Origin of the sequence: Bradyrhizobium sp. BR 1432 (assembly GCF_051547705.1) — a bacterium.
Taxonomy (GTDB): Bacteria; Pseudomonadota; Alphaproteobacteria; order Rhizobiales; family Xanthobacteraceae; genus Bradyrhizobium; species Bradyrhizobium zhanjiangense.
Genome location: NZ_JBPUGF010000003.1, coordinates 6,475,553 through 6,489,274, shown reverse-complemented (window position 1 = coordinate 6,489,274; position 13,722 = coordinate 6,475,553). Strand labels below are relative to the sequence as shown.

Below are 13,722 nucleotides of genomic sequence, written 5' to 3'. Positions count from 1 at the left end.
GAGAGGTGAACTTCCGCAACCGCTCATGGAAACATCAGCCGCCCGCTCTGGATCGCCCACATCACGCTGGTCAGCGTGACCACGGATGCGAAGGTGCCGAGCAGCACCGCGACGGAGGCGGATTCGATCCAGGCATCGTTCTGGCGGGCGATCACGAACACATTGAGCGCCGGCGGCAATGAGGCCATCAGCATCGCAGTCGCGGCCCAAGGCTGCGCGAACGGGCCGAACGCCAGCATCAGGCCGAACGCCGTGAGCGGATGGATCAGCAGCTTGACCGCGATCACGCCCGGCACCTCCCACGGCACCCGGTCGAACGGGCGCAGCGCCACGGTCACGCCGAGCACGAACAGCGCAGTCGGAGCAGCAGCGTTCTGGAGGAAGGTGATGGTGCGATCGAGCGCGACCGGCAGCTCGATATGCAGCGCCGCCACCGCCGCGCCAAAACAGGCCGACATGATCAGCGGGTTGAGCACGATCTGCTTCAGCACCACGCCGAAGGCGTGCACGAGCGAGGGATGGTCGCGGTCGGACAGCTCGATCAGCAGCGGCACGATCGTGAACAGGAAGATGCTGTCGCAGCAGAAGATCAGCGCGGTCGGCGCCGACGCCTTCGGCCCGAGCACCGCGAGCGCCAGGCCCGGCCCCATATAGCCGATATTGCCGTAGCCGCCGGAGAGGCCCGCGAGCGTCGCCTCGCGCAGCGACAGCCGGCCGAGCATCTTGCCGACCACCAGCGCCAGCGTGAACGCCGCAACCGTCGACAGCGTGGTCGCGACCAGAAACGGAGGATTGTTCAATTCCGCAAACGGCGTCTTCGACATGATCGCGAACAACAGCGCCGGGAGCGAGACGTAGAGCAGGAAGAAGTTCATCCAGGCGAGGCCCGATTCCGGCAGGGATTTGGTCTTGCCACAGGCGAATCCGACGAAGATCAAGCCGAAATAGGGTAGAGCCAGATTGAGGATATCGACCATTATTGAAGTGTTTTCTGAAGACTTGGGGGCTATGCGCCCCTGACGCGAAGGTTAATTCCGGATAAGGCCACTAGCATCGGCCACAATCCTGGTCTATCGACGGGGGATGATTAAAGCGCGGACAGCCAAATTCCAGATCGGACAGGTTGTGCGCCACCGGATCTTCTCGTTCCGGGGCGTGATCTTCGACATCGATCCGGAATTCAACAACACCGAGGAGTGGTGGCTGTCGATTCCCGAGGAGGCGCGGCCCCACAAGGACCAGCCGTTCTATCACCTGCTCGCGGAGAATGCGGAGTCGGAATACGTCGCCTATGTCTCGGAGCAGAATCTGTTGCCCGACGATTCCGGCGAGCCGGTCCGGCATTCACAGGTCGCCGAGATCTTCATCAAGGACAAGGCTGGCGGCTATCGCCCGCGCAACCCGTCGCTGAACTGAAATTCGCCGTCAGCAAGCGGCCAGCAAAAAGGCGCTCGAACCGAGCGCCTTTTTCATGTTCGGATGTGGTCCCGATTACTTCTGACCAGCCGCAGCCGTGCCGGGAGCCGTGCCCTGCTGCTCGAGCTTCTTGCGCTGCTCCTCGGCCTTCTTCTGAAGCTCTTCCTGGAGCTTCTTCTGGGTTTCCTCGAACACCTTCGGATCGGTCGGCGGACCGTCATAGGCCTTCTGGAATTCGCCGGCGAGCGGCAGCGGCAGCGTCAGCGGCGCACCGTTGGCGTTGATCGCCTGGACAACGAATTCTGGCCCTTCTTCATGCTGTTGATGAGCTCGGGCGTAGCCTCGTAGTCGGACATGCAGCCGTTCTGGAAGCAGATCACATACGGTTGCTGCAGCGGCGCGTTGCTGTCGACGATGATGCGGGTGCCGTGCACGAGCTGCATGCCGAGCGGCAGCGTCACGCGCAGGATCTTCTTGGGCTCGCCTTCCGGCTCGATGATCACGGCGGCGATGACCGGCTGGCCCGACTCGATGCGACCGTCCTTGCCGGTGAAGCAGACCTGCTTGGCATTGGCATCCTGGCCCTTCAGGCAGAACTTGGTCCAGGGGCATAGATCAGCTGGATCTGCTGATCAGCCGGCTGGGCTGCGCCCTGCTGCGCCGGAGCGCCCTGAGCGGGAGCCTGCTGGGCCTGCGGAGACGCTGCGGGCGCGGGAGCCTTGGGGGCGGCCTTCGGAGCGGCTTTTGGGGCCGGAGCCGCCTTGGGGGCACCTGGGCCCGGCGCCGGGGTCTGGGCCTCGGCGGCAAACGGAACGGCCAACGCCGTCGCCGTCAACAAGGCGAGAAGTCGCCCGCGCGGCCGGACGGACGCGGCCAAGTAACGAAAATTCATTGCGGAAAACCCTTTCTGAACGGGAAGTGCCCGAACCGCTCCGAAGCGCCGAACCTGGCCGCCTTGGGCGCGGCTCTCTCCCCGTCAATTGAGGCGGATAAGTGACGGGCTCGGCGCTCTTGCGCGATTGACCGCCTTCTTAACGTGGCCGACGAAAAGATCAATGCCGACAAGCGTCTTTGGCCAGATCCACAGCCGCGCCCAGTGAAATTCCCTGTGATAGGATTCAGGCCCGCCGGTCCTCGAATCAACGTGTGCCGATGTTCATGTTCCCGCGCCTCTTCGAGGGCCCCGGACGCCGCCTTTGCCGTCTCGCCCCGGCCCTCGTTTTGGCCCTCTCCGTCGAGCTGTCGGCAGGCGGCGCATGTGCCGAGGAAGCCCATGCCATCGCCATGCATGGCAAGCCGGCGATGCCTGCCGATTTCACTCACATGCCCTACGCCAATCCGGACGCCCCGAAAGGCGGACGCATGACGTGGGGCGTTCTCGGCACCTTCGACAGCCTCAATCCCTTCATCGTGAGAGGGTTGGCCGTGCAGCAGGTGCGGAGCTATGTGGTCGAGAGCCTGCTCGCGCGCGGCCAGGACGAGGCGTTCACACTTTATGGTCTGCTCGCCAGGACCGTCGAAACCAACGACGACCGGACCTTTGTCACGTTCCACCTCGATCCGCGCGCCCGCTTCTCCGACGGCAAACCCGTGCTCGCCGAAGACGTGCTGTTCTCCTGGCAGCTCTTGCGCGACCACGGCCGCCCCAATCACCGCCAGTATTACGCCAAGGTCACGAAGGCCGAGGCGCCCGATCCCCTCACCGTCCGCTTCGACCTCACCGACGCCAATGACCGCGAGCTGCCGCTGATCCTCGGCCTGATGCCGATCCTGCCGAAGCATGCAGTGGACGTCGCCAGCTTCGAGGAGACGACACTGACGGGCCCGGTCGGCTCCGGTCCCTATCGCGTCACGGCGGTGAAACCCGGCGCCAGCGTGACGCTCACGCGCGATCCCGACTATTGGGGCCGCGATTTGCCGATCAATCGCGGGCTCTACAATTTCGACGAGATCAGGCTCGACTATTTTCGCGAGGCCAACGGCCAGTTCGAAGCCTTCAAGCGCGGCCTCTATGATTTCCGTGTCGAGCACGAGCCCCTGCGCTGGCACGACGGCTATGACTTTCCGGCCGCCAGAAGCGGCGAAGTGATCCGCGACACCATCAAGCCGGGGGTGCCGCAGCCTTCCGAATTCCTGGTGTTCAACACCCGCCGACCGATCTTCGCCGACATCCGCGTGCGCAAGGCGCTGACGCTGCTGTTCGATTTCGAGCTGGTCAACCGCAGCTATTTCTTCGGGCTCTATTCGCGCGTCGCCGGCTATTTCGCCGGCTCGGAACTATCGGCCTACGGCCGCCCTGCGAATGCGCGCGAGCGTGAGCTGCTGCAACCCTTCGCCGCGCAGATCCCGCCCGACATCATGGACGGCAGCTACCGCTTGCCGGTCACCGACGGCTCGGGACGCGACCGCACGACGCTGCGCGCCGCGCTGAAACTATTGTCAGAGGCCGGCTACGATCTCGACGGCGGCGTGATGCGCAACCGCGCGACCAAGGCGCCCTTCAGTTTCGAGATCATGGTCACGACCCGCGACCAGGAGCGCATCGCGCTCGCCTTCCAGCGCGACCTCAAGCGCGCCGGCATCGAGGTGGCCGTACGCTCGGTCGATCCCGTACAGTTCGATCAGCGCCGGCTCGCTTACGAGTTCGACATGATCCAGAACCGCTGGGACCAGTCGCTGTCGCCCGGCAATGAACAGTATTTCTATTGGGGCAGCGCAGCCGCCGACAATCCGGGGACCCGCAACTACATGGGCGCCAGGGATCCCGCCGTCGATGCCATGATCGCCGCCCTGCTGGAGGCCCGTGAACATACGGATTTCGTCTCGGCGGTGCGCGCGCTCGACCGCGCTTTGATCGCGGGCTTCTACACAATCCCCCTGTTTAACGTATCCGAGCAATGGATCGCCCGCTGGAATCGGATAGAACGGCCCAAGGCCACTTCGCTGTCCGGCTATTTGCCGGAGACCTGGTGGTCGAAGGGGCAGCCGCAAGCTCATCAAGCAAAGTGACGCCGTGAACCAGCCAGCAACATCGCCGACGCTCGACACGCTGTTTCAGCGCACGCTGACCCGGCAGCCGCACGCGCCCGCTTTGCTCGATCCCCTCAACAAGGCGCGCGTGACCGGGCACCAGCCGCGGCGGATGACCTACGCCGAGGCCGATACGGCGATCGAGGCGCTGTCGGCGTATTTCGTGGAATCCGGCCTGCCGGCCAATTCCGTCATCGCGATCCAGCTGCCCAACACGGTCGAGTTCGTGCTGACGGTGCTCGCCGCCCATCGCGCCGGCCTCGTCGTCGCCGTGCTGCCGCTGCTGTGGCGGCACGCGGAACTGACCGCCGCGCTCAACCGCACCGCCGCGCGCGCCATCGTTACCATGAGCACGGTCGACGGCGTCAGCTATGCCGACCTTGCGATGCATGCGGCCGCCGAAGCCTTCTCGATCCGTCACGTCTGCGGCTTCGGCACTGATCTGCCCGAAGGCATGGCTTCGCTCGACGACGTGCTGGCTCGCCCGCCCGGCACCACGCGCACCGTGATCCAGGACGGCCGCAAGGCGGCGATGATCTCCTTCGACGTCACCGCGGAAGGTTTTCGCCCGGTGCCGCGGCCGCATTTCAGCCTGATCGCCGGCGGGTTGGCGATGTCGCTCGAAGCCGACGTCAAGCAGGGCGCGACCGTGATGGCGGCGTTCGCGCCGATGTCGTTCGCGGGGCTGGCCTCTTCGCTCGCAGTGTGGCTGCTCTCGGGCGGCACGCTGGCGCTGCATCATCCCTTCGAGAGCGAAGTGCTGGAGCAGCAGATCGACCAGCACGAATGCGAGGTGCTGATCGCGCCTGCCCAGCTCGCGCTGCGCCTCGGCGATTCCGATCTCGCGGCGCGGATGCCGACCTTACGCAACGTCATCGGCCTCTGGCGCGCGCCCGAGCAGGTCGCCGCAAGCGATGCCTGGATCGCGCCGCATGCGCCGCTCACGGACGTCTATCTGTTCGGCGAGGCCGGCCTGTTCGGCGTCCGCCGCGGCGAGGACGGCATGCCTGTCGCGGTGATGCCGGGGCCGCATGGCGCCCCGCGCGAGCAGTCCGGCTCCTCCATCGCCGGCGAGATCCTGCTGACCCCGAAGGGGACGCTCGGCCTGCGCGGGCCGATGGTGCCGATCGCGGCCTACGCGCCGCCGCAGCCGGTCGGCGAGACGCTGATTGCGCAGCCGCCGCGTGACTATGTCGATACCGGCTATGCCGCGCGGCTCGACCGTCCGAGCGGCGCGATCTGCATCACCGCGCCGCCGTCCGGCATCATGGCCGTCGGCGGCTACCAATTCCTCTCCAATGACCTCCAGGAATGGGCCCGCCGGCTCGGCCAGGGCGCCCTGCTCACCGCGCTGCCCGACCGCCTCTCCGGCCACCGGCTGGCGGGCCGGGCCCAGGACAATACCCGCGCCCGCGAGGCGCTCAGCGAGCTCGGGCTTAACCCCCTGATGGTCGAGGCTTTTCGCGACCGCTCGGGGCCGGTCTAGGCCCAGTTTCAGCCGTTCCGTTGACGCCGCATTAAGGCGGCCAAACTAGATTGCGCGGCACCTGTTGCGTGATCAGAGTTTGCAATGTCCCAGGCGGGCCCGATCCTGTTTGTGTCGAATGTCGAACGGCCGCCCTTCATTGCGGCGCTGGACGAGGCCAGGCTCTTTCCCGTGGTCGACACCGACTGGTCCAGCGCCGCACGCGCGGTCGAGCAGGTGCAGCCGGCCGCGGTTCTCGCGGCGATGCATGCCGGACACGAGCCGCACATCGCTCCGCTCGCGAAGAAGATCGCCAGCCAATCGCCCTACCTTCCCTTCGTGGCCATGGACGCCGCGGGCACGCTGCCTCCCAACGCCCTGCCCTTCGCCTCACGCAGCGGCAATCCCGACCGCCTGATCGCGCGGCTCCGCGCCGCGCTGCGAGTGCGCACCCTTCATGCCACCGTGCTGCGCCGGCTGCCGGAGGCGACGGTCTCGCTACCTGAGGCCGATCCCGCACGCGATGCCACCGTGCTCCTGATCGGCCGTGGCGCGGCCTATCCTGCGCTCTCGGTCGCGCTCGGCGAACGCGTCGGCGTCATCGGCGCGCTCTCGATCGAAGCCGCTGCCAAGCATCTCAACACCCGGGACCTCGACGGCGTCGTGCTCGCCGAAGGCTTTACGGCGCGCGTCGCCGATGCCTTCCTGACGGTGCTCGCCGAGGACACCCGCTTCCGCAACCTGCCCGTCGTCGTCACCGCACACCAGCTCGCGCAGAGCTACGATCTGCCCAATCTCGAGCTGATCTCCGGCGAGCCGGTGAAGGTCGCCGCCAATGCACTGCCGCTGATCCGCCAGCATGCGATGGAAGCGCAGCTGAGCCGCACGCTGCGCTCGATCGACGCCGGCGGTTGGCTCGATCCGCGCAGCGGCCTGCTCACGGTGGAAGCCTTCGCCCGCGATTTCGCCAAGGCGGTCGAGCAGACGCTGGCCCGCGGCGGCGGCCTCTCAGTCGCCCGCTTCGCCTTCGATCCCAATAATCCCCGCGCCCAGTTAGATGCCGCGCGCATCCTGAGCCGCCTGATGCGGCAGATGGATTTTGGCGTGGCGCAAAAGGACGGCTCGGTGATCGCGGTGTTCGCGGAGACCGACTTCCGCACCGCCCACATGATCGCCCGCCGGCTGTCCGCGGTGATGCGGCACACCTCCAACGGCAAGCACGAGATGCGCAGCGATCCCGTGGTCAGCGTGGACTCGCTGTCGCCGTCGGATACGGCACGATCGCTGCTGGCGCGGCTGTCGGCCGATGCGTCGCGCGCGGCGTCGTAGTTACAACCTCAATGCCGTAAGGTGGGCAAAGGCGCAAAGCGCCGTGCCCACCATCTTTCCGTGACGTTGACAATTGGTGGGCACGCTTCGCTTTGCCCACCCTACGGCACCTCGCTACGCCGCCTTCTTGCTCTCGGCGAGATGCGCCAGTTGCCGCATGATCTCCGTGGTGCCGGCGAGACGCTCTTCCGGGGTCTCCCAGTCCTGCAGGAACACCACCTTCATGTCGGGGCGCACCTTGGCGGCCTGGCCGTGGCTGCGGATGAAGGTCACCAGGCGCTCGGGATAAGCGAAGGAATTGTCGCGGAAGACGATGACGGCGCCCTTCGGGCCCGCGTCGATCTTCTCGACATTGGCCCTGCGACAGAACGCCTTGATCGCGGCGACCTTGAACAAATAGCGGACCTCGTCCGGCAGCACGCCGAAGCGGTCGCGCATCTCGGCGCCAAAGTTCTCGATCTCCTCCTCGGTGTCGAGATCGGCGAGACGCCGGTACAGCGACAGCCGCACCGAGAGATCGCCGACATAGTCCTCGGGAATGAGCACGGGCATGCCGATCGTGATCGACGGCGACCAGCGGTCGGCGGCAGGCTCGGAGACGCCGGCCTTGAGATTGACGATCGCCTCCTCCAGCATCGATTGATAAAGCTCGAAGCCGACCTCCTTGATGTGACCGGACTGCTCCTCGCCGAGCAGATTGCCGGCGCCGCGGATGTCGAGGTCGTGCGAGGCGAGCTGGAAGCCCGCGCCGAGCGTCTCCAGCGATTGCAGCACGGTGAGCCGGCGCTCGGCCTGCGCGGTAATCTTCTGCTGCGCCGGCAGCGTGAACAGCGCGTACGCCCGCAGCTTGGAGCGGCCGACGCGGCCGCGGAGCTGATAGAGCTGGGCGAGGCCAAACATGTCGGCGCGATGCACGATCAGCGTGTTGGCGTTGGGAATGTCGAGGCCGGACTCTACGATCGTGGTCGACAGCAGGATGTCGAACTTGCCGTCGTAGAAGGCCGTCATGATGTCCTCGATCACGGCGGGCGGCATCTGACCGTGCGCGACCGCGACCTTCATCTCCGGCACGTTCTTGTCGAGGAAATCCTTGACCTCGGCGAGGTCGTCGATGCGCGGCACCACGTAGAATGCCTGGCCGCCGCGATAGCGCTCGCGCAACAGCGCCTCGCGGATCATCAGCGGATCGTGCGGGGCAACGAAGGTGCGGACCGCGAGGCGGTCGACCGGGGGCGAGGCAATGATCGAGAGCTCGCGCACTCCGGTGAGCGCAAGCTGGAGCGTGCGCGGGATCGGGGTTGCCGACAGCGTCAGCACGTGCACCTCGGAGCGCAACGCCTTCAGCCGCTCCTTGTGCGTGACGCCAAAATGTTGCTCCTCATCGACGATGACGAGGCCGAGCTCGCGGAACTTGATCGCCTTACCGAGCAGCGCGTGGGTGCCGACGACGATGTCGACCGAACCGTCGGCGATGCCCTTCTTGACCAGATTGAGCTCCTTGGTCGCGACCAGGCGCGAGGCCTGCGCCACGTTGACCGGAAAGCCCTTGAAACGCTCGGTGAAGGTCCTTGCGTGCTGGCGCGCGAGCGGCGTGGTCGGCACCACGACAGCGACCTGCCTGCCTTCGAGCGCGACGGCAAAGGCCGCGCGCAGCGCCACCTCGGTCTTGCCGAAGCCGACGTCGCCGCAGATCAACCGGTCCATCGGACGGCCAAGCTCGAGGTCCTTCAGGGTGGACTCGATCGCACCCAGCTGGTCCTCCGTCTCGTCATAGGGGAAGCGCGCACAGAACTCGTCGTAGAGGCCCGGCTGCACCGGCAGCTTGGGCGCCTCGTGCAGATGGCGCGCGGCGGCGATCTTGATCAATTCGCCCGCGATCTCGCGAATGCGGTTCTTGAGTTTCGCCTTCCGGGTCTGCCAACCGCCTCCACCGAGGCGGTCGAGTTCGACCGTGGTCTGGTCGGAGCCGTAGCGGGATAACAGCTCGATGTTCTCGACGGGAAGGAACAGCTTGGTTTCGGCGGCATAATGCAGTTCGAGGCAGTCATGCGGCGCGCCGGCGACATCGAGGGTCTGCAGGCCGATGAAGCGGCCGATGCCGTGGTCGACGTGAACAACGATGTCGCCGGCAGTGAGGCTCGTCACCTCCGAGATGAAATTGTCGAGCTTGCGGCTCGCCTTGCGCGGCCGCACCAGGCGGTCGCCGAGGATGTCCTGCTCGCTGATCAGTGCGATCTCGTCGGTCTCGAAACCGCTTTCGAGGCCGAGCACGGCGAGCATGGTCTCGTTGCGCGGGGTCGCCTGCACCGTCCGCCAGCTGTTGACGCTGGTGGTGTGGGCCAGCTTGTGGTCGCGCAGCATCGAAGTCATGCGGTCGCGCGAGCCTTCGGTCCAGAGCGCGATCACGACCTTCTTGCGCTGGGCCTGCAGTGCCATCACATGCGCGACCACGGATTCGAACACGTTGACGCTGGTGTCGTTGCGCTCCGGCGCGAAGTCACGGCCCTTGCGCGCACCGGCATCGATGACACTCGTGCCATCGGCCGGCACTGAGAACTGCGTCAACCGCGCCAGCGGGATATCACCGAGGCGCCTGCCCCACTCCTCCTCGGTCAAATAAAGCCTGTCAGGCGGCAACGGCTTGTAGATGGCACCGCCGCCGGGATGCTCCATCGCCTCGCGCCGGGCCTCGTAATAGTCGAGGATCTGCTTGAAGCGCTCGCGCACAGCGTCCTCGGCCTGCGGCTCGATCGCGACTGCTGCCCCTTGCAGATAGTCGAACAGCGTGTCCATCCGGTCCTGGAACAGCGGCAGCCAGTGCTCCATGCCGGGATGGCGGCGGCCTTCGCTGACGGCCTCGTACAGCGCATCGTCGCGCTCGGGCGCGCCGAATTCGGCGACATAGCCCATGCGGAAACGGCGGATGGTGTCGGTGACGAGCTGGAATTCCGAGATCGGAACGAGGTCGAGCGCACGCATGTCGAGCAGCGTGCGCTGGGTCTCGGCGTCGAAGGAGCGGATCGAACTCCAGGCTGTCGCCGAAGAAGTCGAAGCGCACGGGCTGGTCGAGACCGGCCGGAAACAGGTCCAGGATGCCGCCGCGCACGGCGTATTCGCCGGGCTCGCGCACGGTCGAGGAGCGGTTGTAGCCGTTATGCTCCAGCCAGGCGACGATGGTGTCCATCGGCACCACGTTGCCCGGTGCAACCGACAGCGCCTGCGCCGCGACGAGCTCGCGCGCAGGCACGCGCTGAACCACGGCATTCACCGTGGTCAGCACGATCAGCGGCTTGTCGCTGCCCGTCAGGGACGCAAGCCGCGCCAACGTCGTCAGGCGTTGCGCCAAAATGCCGCCATGCGGCGAGACGCGGTCATAGGGCTGGCAGTCCCAGGCCGGGAAGATCAACACCGGCAGATCGGGCGCGAAGAATTGCAGCGCGCGTTCGAGCTGCTGCATCCGCGGACCGTCGCGGCAGACCACCGCAAGACTGACCGCCGGCTTCTTCGGCCGCGCCGCGATGGCGCGGGCGAGATCGGAGACGACGAGGCCTTCGGCGCCCTCGGCGACATTGGCGAGCGTCAAGGCGCGGCCGGGCGTCAGCAGCTCGGCCGGTGATTTCATACCCTGCTTCATGCGTCGCGGTCCGCGATGGGATACGCCTTGATGCGGGCTAACAGCGCGCCGGCGACGTCGGCCGGAAGCACCTTGTCGCCGGTGATGGCGGCATAGAGATCGGGATCGTTGACCTCGAGCAGGCGCTCGAGCTCGATCAATTCAGGCTCGGACAAATTGCCGATCTCGGCATCCGCAAAGCGGCCGAGGATCAGGTCCATCTCGCGCGTGCCGCGGTGCCAGCAGCGGAACAGAAGCCGCTTGCGGCGGTCGTCCAGCCCGCTGCTCGATCGTGTCGTTCCCGTCATTTCTCAAATCCAGTCAAACGCAGAAAGCCCGGACGTGCCGGGCGGGGTGGATATAGCCATTCGGACCGGCCGTGTCAGCCCTTTGTTGTGACAGTTCGCCCATCCGGTGCGTCATGGTCAGCCGGGCTTCGAAAAAAAGACGTGGATGCCCGGCATAAAGCCGGGCATGACGGCGAGGAACGATCTTAGATTCCACGAATGCGCCCAGCCTGCTCAACCCGCTGTTTGCTCCCGTGACCAGCCTGTCCGGCGTCGGTCCGAAGCAGGACAAGCTGTTGCAATACCTGCTCAGCCGCAGCGAGACGCCGCGGCTGGTCGATCTGCTGCTGCATCTGCCGAGCCAGGTCATCGACCGCCGGGCCCGGCCAAAGATCCGCGACGCCGCCCAGGGAACCATGGTGACACTGGAGGTCACCGTCGATCGCCACCGTCCGCCTCCGCCGCGCAACGCGCGCGCGCCATACCTCGTCTACGCCAGCGACGACACCGGGGACGTCGTGCTGACGTTCTTCCGCGCCAAGCCCGGCTATGTCGAGAAGCTGCTGCCAATGGGCGCGAAGCGTTACGTCTCCGGCACGCTGCAGATGTATGACGGCATCCCGCAGATCGTGCATCCCGATCGCGTGCTCGACGAGGAGGCGATTGCAAAGCTCTCCGGCATCGATCCGGTCTATCCCTTGACCGAGGGCCTCGCGCTCGGCTCACTTCGCCGCGCGATCGCGCAGGCGCTGCAAAAGCTGCCGGCCCTGCCCGAATGGATCAGCCCGGAGGTGATGCGCCGCTGCCACTTCCCGCCAATTGCCGAAGCGCTCAATCGCGTGCACCAGCCGGTCGAGCTCACGGACATTCTGCCGGACCAGCCGTTCTGGTCGCGCCTCGCTTTCGATGAACTCTTGGCCGGCCAGCTCGCGCTCGCCCTGATCCGTGCGCAATTGCGCCGCCCCGCCGGCGTGCGCAACGCCGGCGACGGACACCTGCGCAACGAGATCATCGATGCCCTGCCCTACGCGCTCACGCCCTCGCAACGCAGCGCTGCCTCGGCCATCGCCGAGGACCTGAAACAGCCCGTGCGCATGCTGCGCCTGCTCCAGGGCGACGTCGGCTCCGGCAAGACCGTGGTGGCGCTGCTCGCGGCCGCGGCGGTTGCCGAGGTCGGCAAGCAGGCCGCGCTGATGGCGCCGACCGAAATCCTGGCGCGCCAGCACATCAAGACCATCGCCCCGCTCGCCGAGCGCGCCGGCATGCAGGTCGCGATCCTCACCGGCCGCGAAAAGGGCAAGGAGCGGCGCGAGCTGTTGGCGCAGCTTGAAGCCGGCGAGATCGACCTGCTCGTCGGCACCCATGCGCTGATCCAGGACGATGTGATCTTCAGGGATCTCGCCCTCGCCATCGTCGACGAGCAGCACCGTTTTGGCGTGCGCGAACGCCTGGCACTGACGTCGAAGGGCGAATCCGTCGACGTCCTGGTGCTGAGCGCGACCCCGATCCCGCGCACGCTGGTGCTGACCTATTTCGGCGACATGGACATCTCCGAGCTGCGCGAAAAGCCCGCCGGCCGCCAGCCGATCGACACCCGCGCGGTGCCGATGAGCCGCATCAGCGAGGTCATGGAGGGCGTCGGCCGCGCGCTCGCCTCCGGCAAGCTGGTGTACTGGATCTGCCCGCTGGTCGAGGAATCCGAAGCCGAGGGCACCGAGCACCTCACCAATGCGACGAAACGTTTCGAGAGCCTGCAAAAGCGTTTCGGCGAGCGCGTCGGCCTCGTCCACGGCCAGATGAAAGGCGCTGAGAAGGACCATGTAATGGGCCAGTTCGCCGCCCACGAGATCGGCCTACTCGTTGCGACCACCGTGGTCGAGGTCGGCGTCGACGTGCCCGCCGCAACCATCATGGTGATCGAGAATGCCGAGCGCTTTGGCCTCGCTCAGCTGCACCAGCTGCGCGGCCGCATCGGACGTGGCTCGGAAGCCTCGACCTGCATTCTGCTCTATGGCGAGCCGCTCGGCGAGATGTCGAAGGCGCGGCTGAAGGTGATCCGCGAAACCACTGACGGTTTTCGTATCGCCGAGGAAGACCTGAAGCTGCGCGGCGAAGGCGACGTGCTCGGTGTGCGCCAGAGCGGCCTGCCCGGGTACCGCATCGCGCGCCCGGAGGTGCACGGCCAGCTCATCGCCCAGGCCCGCGACGAGGCGCTGCGCATCCTGAAGGACGATCCGAAGCTGAAGGGCGAGCGCGGCGAAGCGCTGCGGTGCCTCTTGTATCTCTACGAGCGGGACGAGGCGATCCCGTTGATCGGTGCGGGCTGAAGCGTTCTCGTGCGCCCGAGGCAAGGACAATGCAATTGCCCTAATGAAGGGTACGTTTTCCTTGCTTCATTGCGAGCTGGCTCACATTCAGGGACGGATCACTCGTGCTAAAGAGTATATTGGAACTGTCCCCACATCCCTGCTGGAGGTAGATCATGCAGTTCATCTCCACCGAATGGCAGTCCACTTCGACGGCTCCCTTAGACGGGGATCTCGAGATCTGCGCGCTGGACTTTGATGGTATCGTCCACTCGC

The 13,722-nt window shown here is 66.1% G+C and carries 7 protein-coding genes and 2 pseudogenes; 5 read left to right on the top strand and 4 right to left on the bottom strand.

What is annotated here, in order from left to right; translation table 11 throughout:
• Nucleotides 1-23 precede the first annotated feature (23 nt).
• A complete protein-coding gene (locus tag ACSKB8_RS31495; RefSeq protein ID WP_128933840.1) occupies nt 24-977 on the bottom strand; it encodes an AEC family transporter in 954 nt (317 codons plus the stop codon).
• Between the two features lie 106 nt (nt 978-1,083).
• Between ACSKB8_RS31495 and hspQ the strand changes: the two genes are divergently transcribed.
• A complete protein-coding gene (gene hspQ / locus ACSKB8_RS31490; protein ID WP_091894475.1) occupies nt 1,084-1,416 on the top strand; it encodes a heat shock protein HspQ in 333 nt (110 codons plus the stop codon).
• 75 nt (nt 1,417-1,491) lie between these two features.
• Here the strand turns inward: hspQ and ACSKB8_RS31485 are convergent.
• A pseudogene (locus tag ACSKB8_RS31485) lies at nt 1,492-2,308 on the bottom strand (invasion associated locus B family protein).
• Nucleotides 2,309-2,568: 260 nt separating this feature from the next.
• Between ACSKB8_RS31485 and ACSKB8_RS31480 the strand changes: the two are divergent.
• From ACSKB8_RS31480 to ACSKB8_RS31470, 3 genes are all read left to right on the top strand, one after another.
• A complete protein-coding gene (locus ACSKB8_RS31480) occupies nt 2,569-4,425 on the top strand; it encodes an extracellular solute-binding protein (protein WP_438108283.1) in 1,857 nt (618 codons plus the stop codon).
• Nucleotides 4,426-4,429: 4 nt separating this feature from the next.
• Nucleotides 4,430-5,932, top strand: coding sequence for an AMP-binding protein (locus ACSKB8_RS31475; RefSeq protein ID WP_438108281.1), 1,503 nt, complete (start codon nt 4,430-4,432; stop codon nt 5,930-5,932).
• An 84-nt stretch (nt 5,933-6,016) separates the two neighbouring features.
• Nucleotides 6,017-7,240, top strand: coding sequence for a GGDEF domain-containing protein (locus ACSKB8_RS31470; protein ID WP_438108280.1), 1,224 nt, complete (start codon nt 6,017-6,019; stop codon nt 7,238-7,240).
• A gap of 114 nt (nt 7,241-7,354) precedes the next feature.
• Here the strand turns inward: ACSKB8_RS31470 and mfd are convergent.
• Nucleotides 7,355-10,874: pseudogene (gene mfd / locus ACSKB8_RS31465) on the bottom strand (transcription-repair coupling factor).
• Entirely contained in the window at nt 10,871-11,161 is a 291-nt protein-coding gene (locus tag ACSKB8_RS31460; protein WP_438108279.1) for a succinate dehydrogenase assembly factor 2, read from the bottom strand. Before ACSKB8_RS31460 ends, mfd begins: the two are co-directional and overlap by 4 nt.
• Before the next feature lie 182 nt (nt 11,162-11,343).
• Between ACSKB8_RS31460 and recG the strand changes: the two genes are divergently transcribed.
• Complete coding sequence (gene recG / locus ACSKB8_RS31455; protein WP_438110762.1) at nt 11,344-13,467, top strand: ATP-dependent DNA helicase RecG; 2,124 nt, start codon at nt 11,344-11,346, stop codon at nt 13,465-13,467.
• The last annotated feature ends 255 nt before the right edge of the window (nt 13,468-13,722 follow it).